The 22,035-nt window shown below is 73.8% G+C and carries 16 protein-coding genes and 1 pseudogene; 11 read left to right on the plus strand and 6 right to left on the minus strand.

Translation table 11 applies throughout. The features are described 5' to 3' along the window. Nucleotides 1-26 precede the first annotated feature (26 nt). A complete protein-coding gene (locus AB0G01_RS28085) occupies nucleotides 27-4,046 on the minus strand; it encodes a LamG-like jellyroll fold domain-containing protein (RefSeq protein ID WP_360951239.1) in 4,020 nt (1,339 codons plus the stop codon). A gap of 141 nt (nucleotides 4,047-4,187) precedes the next feature. Here AB0G01_RS28085 and AB0G01_RS28090 point away from each other — a divergent pair, with 141 nt between their 5' ends. Further along, nucleotides 4,188-6,944 (plus strand): BTAD domain-containing putative transcriptional regulator, encoded by a 2,757-nt coding sequence (locus tag AB0G01_RS28090; RefSeq protein ID WP_360951242.1) that lies wholly within the window; start codon nucleotides 4,188-4,190, stop codon nucleotides 6,942-6,944. 25 nt (nucleotides 6,945-6,969) lie between these two features. Here the strand turns inward: AB0G01_RS28090 and AB0G01_RS28095 are convergent, their stop codons facing one another. Further along, entirely contained in the window at nucleotides 6,970-7,605 is a 636-nt protein-coding gene (locus tag AB0G01_RS28095) for a DUF1062 domain-containing protein (protein WP_360951244.1), read from the minus strand. Between the two features lie 499 nt (nucleotides 7,606-8,104). On the opposite strand from AB0G01_RS28095, the gene AB0G01_RS28100 reads away from it, so the two are divergent. Both AB0G01_RS28100 and AB0G01_RS28105 read left to right on the plus strand, forming a co-directional pair. Beyond that, the gene (locus AB0G01_RS28100) at nucleotides 8,105-8,671 is read left to right on the plus strand and encodes an NlpC/P60 family protein (RefSeq protein ID WP_360951246.1); all 567 of its coding nucleotides are present in this window, start codon (nucleotides 8,105-8,107) and stop codon (nucleotides 8,669-8,671) included. A gap of 148 nt (nucleotides 8,672-8,819) precedes the next feature. Beyond that, complete coding sequence (locus AB0G01_RS28105; protein WP_360951249.1) at nucleotides 8,820-11,018, plus strand: RICIN domain-containing protein; 2,199 nt, start codon at nucleotides 8,820-8,822, stop codon at nucleotides 11,016-11,018. A gap of 61 nt (nucleotides 11,019-11,079) precedes the next feature. On the opposite strand, the gene AB0G01_RS28110 is transcribed toward AB0G01_RS28105, so the two are convergent. The 3 genes from AB0G01_RS28110 to AB0G01_RS28120 are packed head-to-tail and all read right to left on the minus strand — an operon-like array spanning nucleotide 11,080 to nucleotide 13,340. Further along, nucleotides 11,080-12,066 carry a hypothetical protein gene (locus AB0G01_RS28110; RefSeq protein WP_360951252.1) on the minus strand — a complete coding sequence of 329 codons (987 nt, stop codon included), beginning with the start codon at nucleotides 12,064-12,066 and terminating at the stop codon, nucleotides 11,080-11,082. A gap of 24 nt (nucleotides 12,067-12,090) precedes the next feature. Continuing rightward, entirely contained in the window at nucleotides 12,091-13,203 is a 1,113-nt protein-coding gene (locus AB0G01_RS28115; protein WP_360951255.1) for a polyprenyl synthetase family protein, read from the minus strand. Next, the gene (locus AB0G01_RS28120) at nucleotides 13,203-13,340 is read right to left on the minus strand and encodes a hypothetical protein (protein WP_360951258.1); all 138 of its coding nucleotides are present in this window, start codon (nucleotides 13,338-13,340) and stop codon (nucleotides 13,203-13,205) included. Before AB0G01_RS28120 ends, AB0G01_RS28115 begins: the two co-directional genes overlap by 1 nt. A gap of 580 nt (nucleotides 13,341-13,920) precedes the next feature. On the opposite strand from AB0G01_RS28120, the gene AB0G01_RS28125 reads away from it, so the two are divergent. The 4 genes from AB0G01_RS28125 (at nucleotide 13,921) to AB0G01_RS28140 (ending at nucleotide 17,782) form a co-directional block, all read left to right on the plus strand. Beyond that, a complete protein-coding gene (locus AB0G01_RS28125; RefSeq protein WP_360951261.1) occupies nucleotides 13,921-14,424 on the plus strand; it encodes a 2Fe-2S iron-sulfur cluster-binding protein in 504 nt (167 codons plus the stop codon). Then, the gene (locus tag AB0G01_RS28130; protein WP_360951264.1) at nucleotides 14,421-15,410 is read left to right on the plus strand and encodes a xanthine dehydrogenase family protein subunit M; all 990 of its coding nucleotides are present in this window, start codon (nucleotides 14,421-14,423) and stop codon (nucleotides 15,408-15,410) included. Before AB0G01_RS28125 ends, AB0G01_RS28130 begins: the two co-directional genes overlap by 4 nt. Further along, nucleotides 15,407-17,491, plus strand: a complete 2,085-nt coding sequence (locus AB0G01_RS28135) for a xanthine dehydrogenase family protein molybdopterin-binding subunit (RefSeq protein WP_360951267.1) — start codon at nucleotides 15,407-15,409, stop codon at nucleotides 17,489-17,491. The genes AB0G01_RS28130 and AB0G01_RS28135 overlap by 4 nt, the downstream gene beginning before the upstream one ends. A 129-nt stretch (nucleotides 17,492-17,620) precedes the next feature. After that, nucleotides 17,621-17,782, plus strand: a complete 162-nt coding sequence (locus AB0G01_RS28140; protein WP_360951270.1) for a hypothetical protein — start codon at nucleotides 17,621-17,623, stop codon at nucleotides 17,780-17,782. 28 nt (nucleotides 17,783-17,810) lie between these two features. Here the strand turns inward: AB0G01_RS28140 and AB0G01_RS28145 are convergent. Further along, a pseudogene (locus tag AB0G01_RS28145) lies at nucleotides 17,811-18,490 on the minus strand (SDR family oxidoreductase). A gap of 298 nt (nucleotides 18,491-18,788) precedes the next feature. On the opposite strand from AB0G01_RS28145, the gene AB0G01_RS28150 reads away from it, so the two are divergent. The 4 genes from AB0G01_RS28150 to AB0G01_RS28165 are packed head-to-tail and all read left to right on the plus strand — an operon-like array spanning nucleotide 18,789 to nucleotide 22,009. Next, nucleotides 18,789-19,703, plus strand: coding sequence for a metal ABC transporter substrate-binding protein (locus tag AB0G01_RS28150; RefSeq protein WP_360951273.1), 915 nt, complete (start codon nucleotides 18,789-18,791; stop codon nucleotides 19,701-19,703). Continuing rightward, nucleotides 19,700-20,440 carry a metal ABC transporter ATP-binding protein gene (locus AB0G01_RS28155; protein ID WP_360951276.1) on the plus strand — a complete coding sequence of 247 codons (741 nt, stop codon included), beginning with the start codon at nucleotides 19,700-19,702 and terminating at the stop codon, nucleotides 20,438-20,440. The genes AB0G01_RS28150 and AB0G01_RS28155 overlap by 4 nt, the downstream gene beginning before the upstream one ends. Next, complete coding sequence (locus tag AB0G01_RS28160) at nucleotides 20,437-21,309, plus strand: metal ABC transporter permease (RefSeq protein ID WP_360951279.1); 873 nt, start codon at nucleotides 20,437-20,439, stop codon at nucleotides 21,307-21,309. The genes AB0G01_RS28155 and AB0G01_RS28160 overlap by 4 nt, the downstream gene beginning before the upstream one ends. Before the next feature lie 25 nt (nucleotides 21,310-21,334). Continuing rightward, nucleotides 21,335-22,009, plus strand: a complete 675-nt coding sequence (locus AB0G01_RS28165; RefSeq protein WP_360951282.1) for a metal-dependent transcriptional regulator — start codon at nucleotides 21,335-21,337, stop codon at nucleotides 22,007-22,009. Nucleotides 22,010-22,035 lie beyond the last annotated feature (26 nt).

Consider the following 22,035-nt stretch of genomic DNA (forward strand, 5'->3'; position numbering starts at 1 on the left):
GGGGTTCCCCCATCCCTCATCATGGCCTACACCTGCCGCTTCACGTGGCCGAGCACGCGGTCTCGCGTGCCGCCCTCGCAGCCGGGGTCGAGCGTCTCGAACAGCTCGTTCGTACCGTTGGCCTTGCAGCGCAGCAGCGGGACGTCCGCCGTCGCCGTCGGCGCGGGCCACACCGCCCCGGTCCACTCCACGACCTGGCCGCCCTCGCAATCGCCCTGCGCGGACAGGAAGTAGTCGCGGTCCCGGCGGCACACGTACAGCCCCGTCGTGCCGGGCTGGGCGGTGCTCGCGATCACGCCGAGCGACGCCTCGGCCCGGTAGGTCGCGGCCACCTGGTGCGCGCCGGAGCGGTGCTCGCCGCTCGCGTCCAGCTCCCGGTACCGGGTCAGGTGGGCTTCGGCGAGGCTGTGGCCCAGCACCGAAACGGTGCGCTGGCCCTCGCAGTCGGCGTGCGGCGACACGAACCTCTCGCCGGTCGTCGTCACCGAGCAGCGGTGCAGGGTCAGGGTCGGCACGTCGGCGGGTGCCGTCGCGTAGACCGTGCCCAGCTCGCCGACCACCCGTTCGCCCTCGCACGCGGCGTCGACGGAGGTGAACTCGTCCTCGCCGACGAGGCACGAGTGCAGCACCCGCGTGCCGGCCGCGCCCCGAGGTGCCGGGAAGCCCAGCGGTGCCTCGAAGTGGTAGCCGCGCGGTGCGCCGCCCAGCGTCGTCACGTGCGCCGCGCCGTGGCCGACCCAGCGGGCGAACTGCCCGTTCTTCAGCGTCGGCGGCGGCGGTTGCGGATCGCGGGTGTCGTCCACGACCTGGTCCTCGGTGCGCACGCCGGTGTGCACGCGGACCTGGTCGACCTCGCCGCCCCAGAACCGGTCGCCCCGGCTGTGCAGCTTGGCGCGCCCGATCACCAGGTCGCCGGGGATGTCGGACAGCGTGACGTCGGGCGGGATCGGGGTGACCGCCACGAGCGCGCTGTTGACGTAGAGCCGCACTTGGCGGTCCGCGTGGTCGTAGACGCCGGTCAGTTGCGTCCACTCCCCCGTCCTCGCCGCTTCGGGCGAGTCCGCGCCGAGCATCACCGGGACGTCGGCGTCACCCGCCGACACCGCGAAGGACCACACCTTGCGGTCGGGCCGGTAGCGCAGCGCGAACCCGGACGCCTTCGCGCCGTCCTGGCTCACGGCGGTCTGCCAGTTCCCGTTCGCGTTCTCCAGCCGCACGTGGGCGGACACGGTGAAACTGCTGTCCGTGCGCACCGCGTGCGCACCGGTCTCCACCTGCCCGCTCACGCCGTCGAGCCGCACGGACCCGCCGCCGACCACGGACAGGTCGCTCCAGGACGCACCACCGCGCAGGGTGCCCACGCGCTGGTTGCCGGAGGCGTCGCCCGCTGTGGCACCGGACTTCTCGTCCAACTGCCAGAAGCCCTCCTCCGCCGTCGGGTGGCCGGCCAGGTCGTGCAGCTCGCGGTCGGACAGCAGCCGGTCGTAGACCCGCACGTCGTCGATCGAGCCGCGGAAGTGGTCGACCTTGGCGCGCGAGGCCAGGGCGCGACCGATCTGCACCGCGCCGCCCGCGTGCCACGGCGTGCTCTGCTTGGCGGTCCGCGCCTGCCGGACGCCGTCCACGTGCAGCGACACCGTCCCGGTCGCGCGGTCGAACACACCCGCCAGGTGGGTCCACCGCCCGACGACCGCAGGGGTGTCGGACGCCGCGACCAACCGCGTGGTGTCCGCGTCGGCCGCCGGCATCATGAAGTTCCACCTGCCGTCGGGGTTGAGCTGGAGGAAGAACCCGCTCATCACGGTGCCGTCCTGGCTGACGGCGGTGCGCCACGGGCCGCCGGGCTCCACCAGGTCGGTGCGCACCCAGGCGGCGACGGTGAAGGTCGAGTCGGTGCGGGTCGCCGGACCGGTCGTGGCCACGTTGCCCCTGCCGTCCAGGTGCAGCGCGTCGTCCTGGCGGCCGGCGGTCCAGGCCCCGCCGCGCGCGCCGGCGACCGAGGACACGATCGTCCCGTTGTTGCCGCGACCCGACCCGTCCGGCGCGTCGAAGGTGGGCCAGTAGCCGTCGAGCCGCCACTGGCCCACGGCGGGCGTGCCCGCCCCGGCGCGGAAGTGGTAGCGGCGCAGGTCGCTCAGGTTGCCCGCGCGGTCGACGCTGCGCGCGTAGAGGTCGAGCCAGGCGTCGTTCGGCGGGGTGACCAGGGCGGTCGCGGTGCCGTCGGTGGCCGCGACCCGGCGCTTGGGCTGGTCGTGCAGGTCGTACTCGAACGCGACGACGTCCGCGACACCCTCGGCGGACAGCGTGAACGAGCCGGTGCGCCCGACCCCGCCGCCGACGCCGTTCTCCGGGTAGTCGGTGGAGGACACCAGCGGGGCCTTGTCCGGCCGGGTCGTGTCGATGGTCGCCTCGCACCACCCCGACCAGCCGCCCCAGTCGACGTCGTCGTAGGCGGCGGCGCGCCAGGCGAGCGTGTCGCCGTGGGCGTAGGTGCCCGGGGCGAGGGTGACGCCGAAGGTCGTGCCGGAGGACTGGGAGAGCGTCGTGGCCTCGCCCTTCTTCGCGCCGTTGCGCACGTACCACTCGAACTTGACCTTCAGGCCGCCGCCGTCCGGGTCGGACCCGGTCGCGGTCAACCGGGGCCCGGTGGTCGACAGGTGCGGCTGGCCCGGCACCACCGCGCAGGCCCGGCCGTCGACGGTCGGCGTGCCGGGCACGTTCGGGAGGCTGTTGTAGCGGACGACGATCGAGGGGTTGTCGGGGTTGAACTTCTTCCACGACTTGGAGTCGCCCTCGTCGACCGCCTTGAGCATCAGCGTCGTGGTGGGCGTCCGGGTGGTGACGGCGTTGACCACCGCGCCGGTGACGTCGAAGCCCAGCCACTTGGCCGGGCACGAGGAGCTGTACCCGGCGGCGACGTGGTGCCGGCCGAGCTCCTGCCCGATCCACGGCTGGGTGTTCCAGGTCGTGCCCGCGTGGACGGCCCCCGTCTCGTGCAGGCCGACCGGGCGCGCCTCGCACGAGGGCGCGTAGGTCTCGAACGCGTTGAACTCCGCGCCCAGGACGTGCTTGCCGATCAGCGAGGAGGTGTCGAACTGGAAGTAGCTGCGGGCCAGCACGACCGGCGACTCCCAGGCGCTGTAGCCGACCTTGGCGGTCCGGTCGCTGTCGCCGAACCAGTAGGACTGGCCCCGGTAGCGGTCCGGGGTGCCGTAGACCAGCGCCCACGCCGCCCGGCCCGCGCCCATGTCCGGGTCGATCTCCACCGGGTAGGTGGTGTCCGCGCCGGTGAGCAGCCCCTGGTCGGGCGTGAGGGTGATCCGGTCCGGACCGACCTCCACCGGCACGGCCTGCTCGACGCGCTTGCCGTCCCACATCTTCGGGGTCCCGGCGTGGAACACGTCCGCGCCGGACGGGTCCTCCGCGACCACCGCGCCCACGCCGTCGCGCTTGAGCGCCACGCCACGGGTCTTGAGCCCGAACGAGAGCGAGCGGAGCGCGGGATCGCGGGCCGCCGCGCGGTCCTTGACGACGAACACCTTGGCGTAGCCGTGCCGCAGCGCCCGCATCCGCAGGTCCACACCGGGCAGCACGTCGCGGTAGGTGGCGAGGTCCCCGGCCAGCTCGGGCCGGGGCAGGGGTTCCGGCCAGCTCAGCTCGACCCGCCGGTCGCCCTCGACGAGGGTGACCAGCGGCCCGGTGCCGCCCGGTGAGAACGCGACGTCGACCGCGCCGGCGGCGGGGCGCACCGCGTCGGAGAACCGCAGGGTGGTGTCGATCGGCACCCACCTGCCGTCCCGGCGACCGCGCACCGGGACGGGGTGCTGCTCCAGGGTGTGGCTGCCGTCGGGGTTCGCGAACACCCGGGTGGTGGGCGAGGTCCGCTCCGGGACCTCGACCCGCTGACCGGTGGCGCGCGCTTCCGCCTCGGGTGTCGCCGCCGCCGGTGGCGGCTCGGCTCTCCCGGCCGGCGGGTGGACCGCCGACACGGCACCGACCACCGCCAGGAGTACTGCGACCAGGGGAACGGCCCGCTGCCCGACCATAGGGTTCCGCCTTCACGAGTTCGTGGGGTTGGATCGGGCGCATCGTCGGAAGTCGATCTTGAGGGAATGTTGAATCCGCGTTCTCCCCCGCACCGCCCACCCGGCAGAATCAACGCCCTGGGGCTCTCGGGGGGAGATGTCGTGCTGGAGTTCTGCCTGCTCGGTCCGGTCCAGGTGCGCTCGGCGGACCGGGTGCTCGACATCGGGCATGCCCGTCAGCGCAGCGTGCTCGCCGCGCTCGCGGTGGACGTGAACGCGCCGGTCACCGCGGACCAGCTACTCGACCGGGTCTGGGGCCACCAACCGCCGCAGACCGCGCGCGGCACGCTGTCCACCTACCTGACCCGCCTGCGCCAGGCGCTGCCGCCGGACGAGGCGTCGATCGTCCGGCGGGCCGGCGGCTACGCCCTGACCACCGAGTCCGCCGCGATCGACCTGGTGCGCTTCCGGGACCTGCTGGAACGGGCGCGCGACAGCGACGACGACACGGCCGCCGCGCTGTTCACCGAGGGGTTGGGCCTGTGGCGGGACGATCCGCTGCGGGACCTGGAGACGCCGTGGGCGGTGGGCGTGCGGCACGTCCTGCACCACCAGCGGCACGCGGCCGAAGCGGACCTCGTCGACGTCCAACTGCGCCGGGGCCGGCACGCCGGCGTGCTCGGCGAGCTGCTCGACCGCGCCGCCGACCACCCGCTGGACGAGCGGGTCGCGGGCCAGCTCATCCTCGCCCTCTACCGGGACGGCCGCGCGGCCGACGCGCTCGCCCACTACGACCGGTTCCGCGCGCGCCTGGCCGACGAGCTGGGCACCGACCCGGCCCCGCCCCTGCGCGCGCTGCACGAGGCCGTCCTCAACGCCGACGCGACCGTGCTCGCGCCGTCGCCCGCGTCCCGGACCGCGTCCCGGCCGCGCCAACTGCCGCCGCCGCCCCTGGCCTTCACCGGCCGGGCCCGCGAGGTGGCCGGGCTGACCGAGCGCCTCGCCGCGGCCGGCCCCACGGTGGTGATCTCGGCGATCGGCGGGTCCGGCGGGATCGGCAAGACCTGGCTCGCGCTGCACTGGGCCCACCAGCACGCCCACCGCTTCCCCGACGGCCAGCTCTACGCGAACCTGCGCGGCTTCGACCCGAGCTCCGCGCCGCTCGCACCCACCGCCGCGCTGCGCGGCTTCCTCGCCGCGCTCGGCGTCACCGAGCAGGAGATCCCCCCGGACGTGCAGGCCCAGGCCGGGCTGTACCGCAGCCTGGTCGCGGACCGCCGGCTGCTGGTGCTGCTGGACAACGCGGCCGACTCGGCGCAGGTGGCCGACCTGCTGCCGAGCGGCCCCACCTGCACCACGCTGATCACCACCCGGCAGCCGCTGACCGGTCTGGTCACCGCGCACGGCGCGCACCCGGTCACCCTCGACGTGCTGGACGACGCCGAGGCGCGCGAGCTGCTGCGCCGCAGGCTGGGCGAGGACCGGCTCGCCGCCGAGCCCGAGGCGGCGGCCGAGCTGGTGCGGCACTGCGCCGGCCTGCCCCTGGCGCTGAGCATCGTCGCCGCGCACGCCGCCGTCACGCCGACCTCGTCCCTGGCCCGCCTCGCCACCGACCTGCGCGACCAGGCGGGCGCGCTGGACGTGCTGGACACCGGAGACGCCGGGCTCAACCTGCGCGCGGTGTTCTCGGTGTCCTACCGCGCGCTCAGCCCGGACGCCGCGCGGCTGGCCGAGCTGATCGCCCTGGCCCCGGGTCCCGACCTGTCCTTCGCCGCCGCGCGCGCCCTGTCGCCGGACCGCACGGCGGCCCTGCTCCGCGAGCTGGTCAACGCGCACCTGGTGGGCGAGTCCGTGCCCGGCCGGTACCGGATGCACGACCTGGTGCGGCTCGACGCGGCCGAGCGGGGCCGCGCGGCGTTGTCCGAGGACGAGCGCGCGGCGGCGCTGAGCACCTTGATCGACTACTACGTGACCAACGCGTTCCGCCGGGACCGCGTCCTGGACCCGCACCGCGTGCCGATCGCCGTGGACGTGCCCGAAGACGACAGCGTGGACAACGCGTCGGTCGTGGCGTGGTTCGAGGCCGAACACCCGTGCCTGGTGGCCACCCAGCTCGCCGCCGCCGCGAGCGGCCGGCACCGGGACGTCGTGCACATCGCGTGGACGATGACCAGCTTCCACCGCCGGCGCGGGCACATGCACGCGCTGGTCCTGCTGTGGCAGCAGGCGGTCGAGGCCGCCGCGCTGCTCGGGGACACCGCGACGCTGGCGGAGTCCCACCGCCACCTCGGCGACGCGTACCGCAACACCGACCGCGAGGGCCTGGGGATCAAGCACCTGCACATCGCCTTGGCCATGGCGGAGGCCGACGGCGACGTCGAGGGCCAGGTGGTGGCGAACCGGGGGCTGGCCGTGGCGCACGCCGAGATCGGGGATCACCGGACCGCCCTGGACCACGCGCTGCGCACGCTGGAGCTGGTGCGGTACGTCGACCACCCCGGCTGGCAGGCCGACGCCCACAACACCGTCGGCTGGTACCACTCGCAACTGGGCCAGTTCGACCAGGCCCGCGCGCAGTGCGAGGCGGCCCTGGCCCGCAGCCGGGAGATCCACGACCAGGACACCGAGGGCAACAGCCTGGACAGCCTCGGCTACATCGCCCACCGGACCGGCGACCACGCCCGCGCGGCCGAGTACTACACGCTGGCGCTGGAGATCTGGCGGGAGAAGAGCTTCACCTACGAGGAGGCGGAACTCCTGGAGCGCCTCGGCGAGGCGCGCTTCGACGCGGGCGCGCGCGACCTGGCGGTCGAGGCGTGGGAACGCGCCCTGTCGATGTACCGGGACCAGGGCCGGGGCTCCGAAGCCCAGCGGCTGGAAGAACGCCTGGTCGTCGAGGACCGGCCGCCCGCCCGGTGAACGGGCGGCCTCCCGGACCGGTCTTCTACGATCGGGCCTCCCGATCCTCGGCCAGGCCGCCGACCGGGGTGGCGTCGACGACGAAGCCGAAGTCCTCGTGGACCTTCGCGTCGAGGGCCAGGGGCAGGCGGATGCGCCCGGACCCGACCATGCCCCGCGCCGCCGGGCGGCTCAGGCCGAACCCGGCCATGAGCAGCTTCTCGACCCGGACGGGTGCCGGCAGCTCGAACCTGACGACGACCTCGACCGGCGCGGGGTCGTCGTGCCCGAGGTCGTGGAACGGCAGGTCGGTTTCCAGTTCCCACGTCCCGCTCCAGTCGAGCCGGTACGCGGCCCTGCCGGCCGATGCCGCGTCCACGACCAGTCCGCGCACCACCGACGGATCGTTGGTCTCGAACCCCAGCAGCCGCCCGTGGTCCAGTGACCGCACGTGGACGCGCTCGTGGACCGGGATCTTCGACGTGCGACCGCACCGCTCGCAGCCGATCAGCATCCAGACGTCGAGGAGCTTGCCGTTCGCGTTGACCCGGAACTTGCCGGTCGGGCGGTGCCGCGTGGACCTGCACGCCACGCACGCCTTGACGATGGCGGGCAACCCGAGCTCCTTGACCACCCACAGCGACTTCCGGTCGCAGGCGGACCCGCCGCCTCCAGCGGGCACACGGGTACTCCGAAGATCGTTCATGATTTTGCCGGACTCCAGGGCTGTGAAGGAGGCGTCAGGCAGCGCTTCGCGGCAGCGCGACCCGCCTCCCGGGACCAGGGGCGTACGGCCGGTGCCCGCGATGGGGAGCGCCCGGCCGGGCATGACGTGGCACATCACGTCGTGTGAGGGAAGCCCGCAGCACAGGTGTCGTACGGGCTTCGCGAGGCACGGCGGAATCAGACGGCGAGAAACTCGAATCCGTCTTCATCCCGCGCGCGGTCCGGTGCTCACTGGTCCATGCCCGCCATGATGGTCAGCCGGCGGACCGGCCGGCAACGGATTTTGCGGCGGGCGGCGGCACTCCGACGCCGACGTGGTCCGGTCGTCCCCGGGGCGCGCGCCGGGTCACCCCCTGGAGACCGCGTCCCTCCTCTTTCGCGTGAATCCCCGGGTCGTCCGCTTTCCGCGATCGAAGTCGGGAATACCCAGTCCGACCCGGAAGGGGGCAACGACCATGACGAGACTGCTGGCAGCCGCGATCGGCGCGGTGACGGCGCTGACCCTGGTGAGCCCGACCGCCCACGCGGAGCCGCTCTACGGCGGTCAGGGCCCGGAGCGGGCCGCCACCTCGAACGACGCGACCAGGGCGGCTCCGATCACCCGGCGCGAGGTGATCGCGCGGGCGAAGGACTGGCTCGACCCGCCCGTCCCGTACAGCATGGGCGCATGGCACGAGGGCCGGCGCACCGACTGCTCCGGCTACGTGTCCATGGCGTGGAACCTCGACAGCTCGATGACGACGGTGAGCCTCCCCGACGTGGCACACCGCATCGAGAAGGACGAGCTGCGGGCGGGCGACGTCATGATGAACGGCGGTCCGGGCTCCGGAGGTGCGAACGGCCACGTCGCGATCTTCGACCGGTGGGCCGGCCACGATCACGACACCTACTGGGCCTACGAGCAGACCCCGCCGCACACGGTGCACCGCAAGGTGCCGTACCCGTACTTCGACAACGACACGAGGTTCTTGCCGTACCGCTACAACCTGATCGAGGACAGTCCCTTCCCGCAACGGCCGTGAGCGCCGCCCCCGGACACGGTGCACGCCTTCCGGTCACCGAGCCGCCACCGCGCGGGCGTAGTGGATCTCCGCCTCGGGTAGCCGGGGTGCGGTTCCTGTCGCCGGGTCCGGCGGCAGCCACCCCCTCGCGGTCTTGGAAGGATTCCGGATGAGACGACGATTATTTCTCGCCCCGGCCGCCGCATTCGCCGTGCTGGCCGGCTCGACGGCGGCACTGGCCGGCCCACCCGGGTCGGCCGGTGCCGCCGCTTCGACCACGACGATCGTCGCGCAGCACTCCGGCAAGTGCCTGGACGTGCGCGGCGGCCCGCAGGCGGTCCAGGACGGTGCGGTGGTCGAGCAGTGGACGTGCACCGGCTCGTCCAACCAGAGCTGGACGGCGCGCGACGCGGGTGGCGGACAGATCCAGCTCGTCGCGCAGCACAGCGGCAAGTGCGTCCAACCGGTCGGGGGCGGCACCGCCAACTCGACCGGGCTGGAGCAGAGGACCTGCACCGGCTCGACGGCGCAACGGTGGACCAAGCAGGGCACCGGCACGGCCGACCGGTACCGCTTCGTGCACGCGCCGAGCGGCCGGTGCCTCGACATCAGGCGCAGCGACCTGACCGATGGCGCGCTCGCCGCCGTTTTCGACTGCACGGGGAATCCCAACCAGACGTGGACGACGGGCACGCCCGGACCACTGCCGCCGACGGTGGAGGTGCGCGACGGCGAGTACTGGGCGCTGCCGTCCCGCTATCCGGCCAAGAGCCCCCACGGCGGCCTCAACCAGATCTGGGGACCGGCGGTCAACTGGAGCCCCACCACGGACCTGCACTGGGTGGGCGCGTACTGGCGCGACCTGAACCCGTCCGAAGGGGTCTACCGGTGGGACCGGATCGAGAGCACGACGGGCACCTACTCCTACAGCCTGGACCAGCTCGGCGAGGCGGGCCGGACGGCACTCGTCTGGACGATCCTCGGCACCGTCGACCAGGCCGGGAGCCCGCACGCGCCGCAGTGGGTGATCGCGAAGTGCGCAGCCGCCGGCACCCCGGTCAAGGTCGTCAACAACGGCTCGGCCGCATGGGGGCTGGCGCTGTGGGACACGTGCCCGCGCCGCGAGGTGCTGCGGTTCATCAAGGAGATGTTCGGGCGCTACAAAACCGATGAACGGGTGAAGTACGCGTACGCGACGACGTTCAGCGCCGGCGAGTTCTGGATGCCGTCGACCGTCTACCGCGATGCCGTCGCCAAGGGGTTGACCCCGGAGATCCTCCGCACCTACGCGAAGGACATCATCGACGCCTGGGCGACCGCAGTCGGCGTGAAGAAGGTCGTCTGGACGAGCGCCGGCGAGTGGAACCTCCCCGGCGACACCACGCCCGGTGCGCCGAAGTGGGTGTCCGACTACGCGTTGCGGACCCTGGGCACGCAATTGCGCGAGGGGAACGGCGAGAGCCTCACCGCCCAGCTCACCCAGCCGCTCATCGGCCAGGACACCGTGGCCGTCCAACCCACGCCCGTCGGCGCGCAGCCTGGGCAATCCCACTACTACCTGACGGCCAAGACGGTCCACGAGATGGGCCGCGCGGGCATGTCCTTCTACGGCAACGAATTCGAGATCGCGAATCTCGCCGGTGTGTTCGGCGACTACGACTACTACCGCCTCGCGGTGTTGAACATGCTGCGCAAGGGCCACAACTGGGCGGTCTTCCCGCACGAGTTGCGCACCGGCACCCACGATGCGGCGCACCCGCAGTTCGCGGCGCTGCGCGACTACTTCCGGCAGAGCGTCGGCTACCCGGTGAACGAATCGCCCGACGCGTGGGCCACGCTGCACATGTCCTACGACGGCTGCTACAACGGCACCCGCCGCTACCACAACTACGAGAAGTTCCTCCTGCAACGCGACGTCGAGTCGGGCGGACGCACGACTCCGACCGACCAGCACACCTGGGCCCCGGACCAGTACGGCTTCTGCAAGGTCGGCGAGGGCGGGTCCACCCAGCCCGCCGTGACCTACTTCGCGCGGCGAACCGACCACGCGAGCGGCAACGATCACATCTACTTCGACGTGGACCCCCGTTTCGCGCCGACGACCGAGCGCACGTTCAGGATCGCCGTCACCTATCGCGACACGGGAACCGCGAGGTGGAACGTGCAGTACAGCACGGCGAACGCCGCGATCGCGTCCACCCCGGCGGTCACCAACACGGGTTCCGGTGCGGTGAAGACCGCGATCTTCACCCTGACGGACGCCTCTTTCCGCGGCGCACAGCCGGGCGGTATGGACTTCCGGGTGCACAACGGAGGGTCTGCCGACGTCACCGTCCGGAGCGTGCGGCTGATCCGCGGTGGTCCGTGATCCAGGTGGTCGGCTGAATCCGGTCACCGGACACGGCCACCCCTGAACAGGGCGGTCGCCGTCACACGTGCCGGACCTCTTCGTAGCCGGAGGTCCGGGCGTGTGCGGCGGCCCGTGGGTCGAAGCGGGTGGTGTGGCCGGTGTGGTAGGCGTGCAGGCCGATCGCGATGTCGCGCATCGCGCGCACGTAGCGGTTCAGCGCGTCGAACTCGGAGGTGTCCAGCCGCAGCGCCGCCGCCAGGTCGGGCACACGGGCCTCCAGGCGCACGAAGTGCTCGCCCGCCTCGCGGACCAGGTCCTGGATCTCGGCGATCACCTCGCCCCTCGGCCGGCCGGTACCGTGCTCCATCACCAGCACGAGGTTGTCCACCTCGTGGCGGGCTTCCTCCCGCTCCAGGGAGAACACGTCGTTGGGGAACATCATGATCTTGACGGTGTCCCGGTACAGCGCGGTGACCAGGTCCGCCTCGCGGGCGGACTCCGGCACCTCGAAGTGGCCGCTGCGCTCGGCCAGCCCGAGCTGCACCGCGAGCGCCGAGGTGATCTCCCGGCGCTCGACGTACTGCGCGACGGTGCGCCGGAAGTCGGGTTGCCGGTAGGCGTCGTAGAACCGGGCCGAATCGCGGCGGGTCCGGTCGCGCCAGCCCGGCGACATCCCCCACGCCAGTCGCGGCCAGATCCGGCACCACGCGACGCCCGCCGGCGTCCGGGGGCTGCGGGGGTGTTCCTGGCGCATGAGGGTCACCAGGTCGTCGCACATCGCGAGGCCGCGACCGGTCCGCTGGCCGGTCACGTGGTCGACCTGGTCGTTGACGACGGTCATGATCCCGATGACCTGCGCCACCAGCGCCAGGTCCGCACCGGTCCCCCGGGGGAACAGCAGCGCCGAGTACTCGCCGACCCGCATGCCGGCGAAGTACTCGGCCTCGGCCGGGGTGCGCAGCAGGCCGAGGTCCAGCAGCCACGCGGCGAGGTCCGCCTCGGTGTCGGTGGGGTCGGCCGGCGGGGTGCGCGGGAACGGGATGTCGAACTCGACGTCATGCGGCATGGGTTCGGCCTCCTGACGCGGTGTTCAGCGGCGGCTCGCGGCGTGGTGGTCGGCCCGGCGCGGGCGGTCCTCCCCTCCGGTGCCCGCCGTCGGGGTGGTGGGGGCGAACAGGCCGGTCAGCGAGCGGAGCGCGGTGCCCGCCGGGTCGAGGGGGTCGGCGGCCTCCAGGCAGGATCGGGCGGCGGCCAGGTGCCGGTCGGCCTCGCGCCGGGTCCAGTCCAGGCCGCCGGCCCGCTCGACGAGGGCGGCGGCTTCGGCGAGGTCCGCCTCGGCGAGCTCGCCGGGCCGCGTGTAGAGCTCGACGAGCCGGGCGGTCGCGGCCGGTTCGGTGCTCCGGGTGAGCGCGGCGGCGACCGGGGGTGTCGTCTTGCGGTTGCGCAGGTCGGAGTGGGCGGGTTTGCCCGTCACCTCGGCCGGGGCGACGATCCCGTTGATGTCGTCGTGCAGCGCCCACGCCGCGCCGGCGTGCCACCCGAAGTCCCGCAACGAAGCGCGCCGCGCGGGCGGGGCGTCGCCGTAGAGCGCGCCCAGCTCGCACGCGCACCGGCTCAACGGCGCGGTCTTGCCGATCGTGGTGGCGGCGGCGACCTCGGGCGGGACGTCGATCCGGTCCGGGTAGAACGAGTCCTTGCTCTCGTTGTCGACCAGCTCGTGCACGGCGGTCCACAGCGCGGACATCGCCGCGCCGACCCGGTGTTCCGGTCCGCCGCACAGGAGCGTGCCCGCCAGGACCAGCAGGGCGTCACCGGTGAGCAGGGCGTGCGGGGTGCCGAACACGGTCCACGTCGCGGCCCGGTCACGGCGGAGCTCGTCGCCGTCGATGATGTCGTCGTGCAGGCCGGTGAAGCTGTGCACCAGTTCCACGGCCACGGCGGCGAGCAGGGCCTGGTCGGCCGGCGCGCCCACCGCCTCCGCGCTCAGGACCGTCAGGGCCGGCCGGGCACCCTTGCCGACGTGGGTGTCGGCGGCGGCGGGCGTGCCGTCGCCGTCCCACAGGCCCAGGTGGTAGCCGGCGATGCGGCGCAGCCGGTCGTCGAGGCGGTCGAGCGCGGCGGACATCGCGGGCCGGAGCAGGGCGTGCGTGCGGGTGAGCACGTCGGCCGCGCCGGTCGTGCGGAGCGCCTGCCAGCTCGCCATCAGCCCGCACCCCCGGTGTCCGGGAGCACGACGACCACCGGTGGTCCGCCGCTCTCCGGCCGGAGCGCGCGACGACCTTCCGGTAATCGCCCGCCGGCGTCGGGCACCGCCGGCGGACCGGTCGCGGGGAAGCTCATACGCACATCTCCTTGCCACCGGGGATCGGTGGCCCCGGCCGGGGCGGAATGAACGCGGGGACGCCGAGCCGGACAGATCCGCGACCAGGTGGGCGGTTCCCCGGACCCACGCGGCCCCAGTGCCTCCGCCGCAGGTCACCCGCCCGGCCCGCTCGGGGATGAGCCAAAACCGTTGCGCTCCAGGATATCGCAGCACGACCGCGCCGTCTGCCCCCTGAGTGTCCGCACCCGTTCGGCGGGCCCACCGCGAGACGTGGCGCGAGCCCACCGCCCCGACCGGGTGAGCGCGCATCACCTGACCGGGCACCGCCGACCGCGCGTGGACCGCTCGCGAACGGGTATCCGAGCCTGCCAGCCCATCCCCCAGACGGAGCAGGAGCAGCGCGATGGTGGAGCCGACCCCGCCGGGCCGTACGCCGCCCGACCCGGAGCCGTACCCCCGGCAGCCGGGGTCGGAGCCCTCTCCGGCCACGCGACCGCCGGTGCCGCCGGTGCCCGAACCGCCGCCACCCACCCTGCCCGACCGACCGCCGCCGCCCGATCCGGGCGAGAGGCCGCCGCCGAGCCGGGGCGACCGCTCGTGAACGGGGACGTCGAACTGCGCGTCGACGGGCAGGTCCGGCAATTGCGGGTGGACAACCGCACGACGCTGCTCGACGCGCTGCGCGAGGGCCTCGGGGTGACCGCGCCGAAGAAGGGCTGCGACCACGGGCAGTGCGGGGCCTGCACGGTCCTGCTGGACGGGCGGCGCGTGGTGACGTGCCTGTCCTTCGCCGTCGCGCACGACGGCGCGGAGGTCACCACGGCCGCCGGTCTAGCCGAGGACGGGGAACCGCACCCGGTCCAGGAGGCGTTCCTGGAGCGCGACGCGTTCCAGTGCGGTTTCTGCACCCCCGGCCAGGTCTGCTCGGCGGTGGGCGTGCTGGCCGAGGCCCGCGCCGGGCACCCCAGCGCCGTCACCGCCGACCTCACCGGCCCGGTCGAGCTGTCGGCCGAGGAGGTCCGCGAGCGGATGAGCGGCAACCTGTGCCGCTGCGGCGCGTACGTGAACATCGTCGACGCGGTCCGGGACGGTGCCCGGTGATCCCGTTCGACTACCGGCGCGCGGTCGACGTGGAGAGCGCGGTGGCCGAGGCGGGCGGTGGCACGGCGGTGGCGTTCCTCGCGGGCGGCACGAACCTGGTCGACCGGATGAAGCTCGGCGTCACCGCGCCGGAGGTGCTGGTCGACATCAGCCGGCTGCCGCTGGACGGCGTCGAGCGGTTGCCGGGCGGTGGCCTGCGGGTGGGCGCGACGGTGCGCAACAGCGACCTGGCCGCGCACCCGGTCGTGCGCCGGGACTACCCGGTGCTGTCGCGGGCGCTGCTGTCCGGGGCGTCCGGCCAGTTGCGCAACCTGGCGACGACCGGCGGCAACCTGCTCCAGCGCACGCGCTGCGCGTACTTCCAGGACCTGTCCACGCCGTGCAACAAGCGCGTGCCCGGCAGCGGGTGTTCCGCGATCGGCGGCCACACCCGCCAGCACGCGATCCTCGGGGCGTCACCGGAGTGCGTGGCGGTGCACCCGTCGGACATGGCGGTGGCGATGGCCGCGCTCGACGCCGAGGTGCTCGTGCACGGGCCGGGCGGGCAGCGGACCGTGGCGCTGGTCGAGCTGCACCGGCTGCCCGGGGACGAACCGCACCGCGACACCGTGCTCGCCCCTGCGGACCTGATCACCGCCGTGGACCTCCCGCCGCTGCCGGCGGGTGCGCGCTCGCTGTACCGGAAGGTGCGCGACCGGGCGTCGTACGCGTTCGCGCTGGTGTCGGTGGCGGCCGTGCTGGACATCGCCGACGGCACCGTGCGCGACGTGCGCATCGCGCTGGGCGGGGTGGCGCACAAGCCGTGGCGCGCGCGGCGGGCCGAGGACGCGCTACGCGGCCGGCCGGCGACCGAGGCGGCGTTCCGCGAGGCGGCGGAAGCCGAACTGGCGGAAGCCGAGCCGCTGTCCGGCAACGCCTTCAAGATCCCCTTGGCCCGCAACACGATCGTGTCCGCACTGCGCGAACTGGCCGGGGAGCGACGATGACCGACCTCGTGCGACCGCGCGTGCTGGGCACGACGCCGCGCCGCGTCGACGGACCCGCCAAGGTCACCGGCACCGCGCGGTACGCGGGCGACCAGCCGGTCACCTCGCCCGCGTTCGCGTGGCTGGTGCAGGCCGAGGTCGCTCGCGGGGTGCTCACCTCGATCGACGTCGGACGGGCCGAGGCGCTCGACGGCGTGCTGACCGTCCTGACCCCCGACAACGCACCGCGCCTGGCCGACACCGACGACGCCGAGCTGGCCGCGCTGCAATCGCACGACGTGGACTTCCGGGGGCAGGTGCTGGCCGTCGTCGTCGCCCGCACTCCCGAGATCGCCCGCCACGCCGCCTCGCTCGTCCGCGCGGAGGTCGGGCAACGGCCGCACGACGTGCACCTGAGCGCCGACCGCGCCGACCTCTACGCGCCCGAGCAGGTCAACGGCGGCTTCGAGACCGACACCGCGCGCGGGGACGTGGCCGAGGGGCTGGAGCGGGCGGCGCACGAGGTCGACCAGACCTACACCACGGCCTGGTACCACAACAACCCGATGGAACCGCACACCACCACCGCGCTGTGGTCGGACGACGACCTGGTGCTCTACGAGTCCACCCAGGGCGTGCACACCACGCGGGAGGCCGTCGCCTCGACGCTCGGCCTGCCGCCGGGACGGGTGCACGTCGTCTCGCCGCACGTCGGCGGCGGCTTCGGCTCCAAGGGCACGCCGCACGTCCACACCATCCTCGCCGCGCTGGCCGCGCGGTCCCTGCCCGGCACGCCCGTGAAGCTGGCGCTCACCCGGCAGCAGATGTTCTCCCTGGTGGGCTACCGCACCCCGACCATCCAGCGGGTCCGCCTGGGCGGTGCCGCCGACGGCCGGCTGACCGCCATCGCGGTGGACGCCGTCGGCCAGACCTCGCGCATCAAGGAGTTCGCCGAGCAGACCGCCGTGCCCAGCCGCACCATGTACGCGGCACCGCACCGCCGCACCACCCACCGGCTGGCCGCCCTCGACGTGCCCGTGCCCTCGTGGATGCGCGCGCCCGGCGAGTGCCCCGGCATGTTCGGCCCGGAGGTCGCGCTCGACGAACTGGCCGTCGCCTGCGGCCTCGACCCGGTCGAGCTCCGCATCCGCAACGAACCCGAGGTCGAGCCGGAGAGCGGCAAGCCGTTCTCCACCCGCAACCTGACCGCCTGCCTGCGCGAGGGTGCGCGCCGGTTCGGCTGGGCGCACCGCGACCCGGCACCCGGCGTCCGCGAGGAGGCGGGCTGGCTCGTCGGCACCGGCGTGGCCGCGTCCACCTACCCGGTCAACCACACGCCCGGGTCGCAGGCCACGATCGGCTTCACCGCGGCGGGGCGCTACCGCGTCGAGATCGGTGCCGCCGACCTCGGCACGGGCACCTGGACGTCCCTGGCGCAGATCGCCGCCGACGCGCTCGGGGTCGACTTCGCGGACGTCGAGCTGCGCATCGGCGACACGAAGCTGCCCAAGGCGACGGTGGCGGGCGGGTCGTCCGGCATCACGTCGTGGGGTTCCGCGGTGGTGGCCGCCGCGCGGGCGTTCCGCGAGGAGTTCGGCGACCGGCCCGCCGGGGGCGACGAGACGACCGCCTCGGCACCGGCGGCACCCGACTCGGACAAGTGGGCGATGCACGCCTTCGGTGCCCAGTTCGCCGAGGTCCGGGTGCACGTCGACACCGGCGAGGTGCGGGTGCCCCGCCTGCTCGGCGTGTTCGCCGTCGGCCGCGTCGTCAACCCGCGCCTGGCCCGCTCGCAACTCGTCGGCGGCATGACCATGGGCCTGTCCATGGCCCTGCACGAGCACAGCCTCCTGGACGAGCGGTCCGGGCACGTGGTCAACCACGACTTCGCCGACTACCACATCGCCACCAACGCCGACGTGCCGAGCGTGGAGGCGTACTGGGTGGACGAGCACGACCCGCACACGAACCCGATGGGCACCAAGGGCGTCGGCGAGATCGGCATCGTCGGCACCGCCGCCGCCATCGTCAACGCGGCGCACCACGCCACGGGTGTCCGCGTCCGGGACCTGCCCGTCACCCTCGACCACTTCCTGAGCTGAGCGGTCGCACACCGACCGGACCGGCTGCGGGACGGCCCCGGGCAGCGGCGTGCGGCGGTGCGGTGTGGCGAAAGGGTGACGCGGGGAATCCACCGGAACCAGTGCGGAACGGGGCGCGTTCAACCCCTTGTGCTGATTTTCCTCGGGGTCGTCCTCGTCGTGATCCAGGTGATCGTGGTCATCCGGTACGCGACGTCGCAGTCGGAGGACGAGGCCAAGCGGCGCAAGGCGTTGATCGTGGCCTCCGCGCTCCTGTTCGTCACCGCGATCGTCCTGGTGCTCACCAGGTGACCAGCGGCGGCACCGCGACCGACGGGCGTCACGGCAGGATGGAGTCCACGTAGCCGCCGTCCACGCGGACCGCCGCGCCGGTCGTCGCGGACGCCTGCGGGGAGCCGAGGTAGACGACCAGGTCGGCGATCTCCTCCGGTTCGATCAGCCGGCCCAGCAGGGACTGCGGGCGGTGCGGGCGCATGAACTCGCGCTGCGCCTGCTCCCACGGCAGGTCCCGGTCCACCAGCTCGTGGACGAAGTCCTCGACACCCCCGGTGTGCGTGGGACCGGCGATGACGCAGTTCACCGTCACGCCCGTCCCGGCCGCCTCCTTCGCGAACCCGCGCGACACGCCCGGCAACGCCGTCTTGGACACCCCGTAGTGGATCATCTCGGCCGGGATCACCACGGCCGAGTCGCTCGCGATGTACTGGACCTCGCCCCAGCCGCGCTCCCGCATGCCGGGCAGGTACGCGCGCGTCAGCCGGACCGCGGACAGCACGTCGACCTCGAAGTAGCGCCGCCACTCGTCGTCGGTGATCTCCAGCGCCGGCCGCGCCGGCCGCGCCGGCCGCCGTTGCCACGCCGCCGGGGGCCTCGACCAGGTCCGCGCCCGGCACCCCGGCCCGGATGCGCGCGACGGCCTCGGCCGGCGGCGATCGCCTCGCCGATGCCCTGCGTGGAGCCCGTGACCAGCGCCGTGCGCCCGGTCAGGTCGAGGTGCACGCCGCTCCTCCCCCGGTGTCCCACCCAGGATCACCCGCGCCGCCCGGTGCGGCCACCCGGGGACCGTCCGGGCGGGGTCTTCCGGGAACCGTCCGCCCGGCGCGAGCCCGGCGGAGCGAACCAGGCGGTCGACGAGACGGTGGACGAGACGGTGGACGACGAGACGGTGGACGACACCCTGTCGGCCGAGTCGCTCTACGCGGCGCTCACCCACCTCTCGCCCGGACGGGTGACACCCGCTGGGAGTTCAGGGTGACCCCGGAGGAGAGTTCGGCCCGGCGAACTCTACGATCCGATCATGCCGACACCGCTTCGCGTGGCCGTGGCCGCCGTCGCCGCCGCACTGCTCACCGCCGGCTGCGGGGGCGCGGGCGGCGCGGCGGCGGACGACCGGCCGAAGGTCCTGACGACCTTCACGGTGCTGGCCGACATCGCCGCGAACGTCGCCGGCGAGCACCTCGCGGTCGAGTCGATCACCAAGGCCGGCGCGGAGGTGCACGGCTACGAGCCCACCCCCGACGACGTCAAGCGCGCCTCCCGGGCGGACCTCGTCGTCGACAACGGCCTGGGCCTCGAAGCGTGGTTCGCCCGGTTCGTCGCCGAGGTGGACGTGCCGCACGTGGTCGTCAGCGACGGCATCTCCCCCGTCCCGATCGCCGAGGACGCCCACGCCGGGCAGCCGAACCCGCACGCGTGGATGTCGCCGCTGAACGTCAAGGTCTACGTCGACAACCTGGTCCGGGCCTTCAGCGACCTCGCGCCCGCGCACGCCGCCGACTTCCGCGCCAACGGCGAGCGCTACCGGACCGAGCTGCAACGCGTGCACGACGACCTGGTGACCGCGCTGCGCGACGTGCCGGAGGGCCGGCGGGCGCTGGTGACGTGCGAGGGCGCGTTCTCCTACCTCGCCCGCGACGCGGGCCTGACCGAGCGCTACCTCTGGGCGGTCAACGCCGAGCAGCAGGCCACCCCGCAGCAGATCACCGGGGCGATCGACTTCGTCCGGGCCAACGGGGTGCCGGCGGTGTTCTGCGAGTCCACCGTGTCCGACGGGCCGATGCGCCAGGTCGTCTCCTCGACCGGGGCGGCATTCGGCGGGGTGCTCTACGTGGACTCGCTGTCCGGCCCGGACGGACCGGTGCCGACCTACCTGGACCTCGTCCGGCACGACGTCAGGACCATCACCACCGCCCTGGCCGGGAGCGCCCGGTGACCGCGATCGAGGTGCGCGACGTGGTCGTGCGCTACGGGGAGGTCGTCGCCCTCGACGGCGTCACGCTGGCGATCGCGCCCGGCCGGGTGTGCGGCCTGGTCGGCGTCAACGGCTCGGGCAAGTCGACGCTGTTCAAGACGATCACCGGCCTGGTCCGGCCCGACCGCGGCGAGGTGCGGGTGCACGGCGAGGCCCCGGCGCGGGCGCGCAGGTCCGGCGCGGTGGCCTACGTGCCGCAGAGCGAGGCGGTGGACTGGGCCTTCCCGCTGTCGGTCCGGGACGTGGTGCTGACCGGCCGCTACGGGCGGCTCGGCGTCACCCGCCGGCCGCGCCGGGCCGACCACGAGGCGGTCGACCGGGCGCTGGCGCGGGTCGGGTTGGCCGACCTCGCCGACCGGCAGATCGGCGCGCTGTCCGGCGGGCAGCGCAAACGCGCGTTCGTGGCGCGGGGCATCGCGCAGGAAGCCCGCGTGCTGCTGCTCGACGAGCCCTTCGCGGGCGTGGACAAGCGCTCCGAGGCCACGATCACCGGGCTCCTGCGGGAGCTGGCCGCCGACGGGGCGACCGTGCTGGTGTCGACGCACGACCTGCACGCGCTGCCCGAGCTCGCCGACGAGGCGCTGTTGCTGATGCGCCGGGTGCTGGTGCACGGCTCGCCGCACGAGGTGCTCCGGCCGGAGAACCTGGTGCGCGCGTTCGGCCTCGACGTGCCCGCCGCCGGGGAGGGCGTGCGATGACCTTCTACGAGCTGTTCCTGGAACCGCTGGGCTACGGGTTCATGGTCCGGGCGCTGGCCGCGACCGTGATCGCCGCCGCCGTGTGCGCGGTGCTGTCCTGCTGGCTGGTGCTGATCGGCTGGTCGCTGATGGGCGACGCGGTGTCGCACGCCGTGCTGCCCGGCGTGGTGCTGGCCCACGTGGTGGGCGCGCCGTTCGCCCTGGGCGCGGTCGTGTTCGGCTTCCTGGCGGTGGCCCTGATCGGCCTGGTGCGCGACACCAGCCGGATCAAGGAGGACGCGGCCATCGGGATCGTGTTCACCACCCTGTTCGCGCTCGGCCTGGTGCTGATCTCGGTCACGCCGAGCCAGACCGACCTCAACCACATCGTGTTCGGCAACCTGCTCGGCGTGGACCGCGGCGACCTGGCGCAGATCGCCGTCCTGGGCGCGGTCGCGCTGGTCCTGCTGCTGCTCAAGCGCCGCGACTTCACCCTCTACGCGTTCGACCCGGTGCACGCCCACGCCATCGGCCTCAACCCGAGGCTGCTGGGTGCGGCGCTGCTCGGGCTGCTCGCGCTGACCTGCGTGGTGGCGCTCCAGGTCGTGGGCGTGGTGCTGGTGGTGGCGATGCTGATCATCCCCGGCTCCACCGCCTACCTGCTCACCGACCGGTTCGGGCGGATGCTGGTCATCGCGCCGGCGGTGTCGGTGGGCGCGGCGGTGGTCGGCCTGTACCTGAGCTACCACCTCGACACCGCCTCCGGCGGCATGGTGGTGCTCGTGCAGGGCGCGGTGTTCCTGCTGGTCTACCTCTTCGCACCGCGCCACGGCGTGCTCGGCCGCCGGCTCGTCGCGGCCCGCGCCCGCGCCGAGGCGAGCGGGGGTTGAGCACCTCCCGGGATATCCTGGCCCCATGTCGGTGGCCGAACTGCCGGAGAGCGCCCAGAACTACCTCAAGGTCGTCTGGGCCCTCCAGGAGTGGTCCGACGCGCCGGTGACCACGTCGGTCGTGGCGCAGCGCATGGGACTCAAGCCGTCCACGGTGTCCGACGCCGTCCGCAGGCTCACCGAGCAGGGGCTCCTGCGGCACGCCCGCTACGGCAGCGTGAACCTCACCGACAGCGGCCGGGGGCACGCGGTCGCCATGGTGCGGCGGCACCGGCTGATCGAGACGTTCCTGGTCCAGACGCTCGGCTACGGCTGGGACGAGGTCCACGACGAGGCCGAGGTGCTGGAGCACGCGGTCTCCGACCGGCTGGTCGAGCGGATGGCCGCGTTCCTGGGCGACCCGGTGCGCGACCCCCACGGCGACCCGATCCCGGCGGCGGACGGGACCGTCCACCGCCCCGACGCGGTGGCGCTGCCCGACGCGCCGGCCGGGGCCCTCGTGCGGGTGGCGCGCATCTCGGACTCCGACGCGGGGTTGCTGAAGTACTTCGCCGACCACGGCATCGTGCTGGACGCGGACCTGCGCCTGCTGGAACCCGCGCCGTACTCGGAGGACGTCGCGGTGCTCGCGGTCGAGCACGGGATTCGCGCCGAGCTCGGTCGGACGGCGGCCGGCGCGGTGTGGGTCTCCCTGCGCTGACCGTCGTCGCACGCGCTCCGGTGCGC

The organism is Actinosynnema sp. NPDC023587 (assembly GCF_040640215.1).
In the GTDB taxonomy this organism is placed as follows: domain Bacteria; phylum Actinomycetota; class Actinomycetes; order Mycobacteriales; family Pseudonocardiaceae; genus Actinosynnema.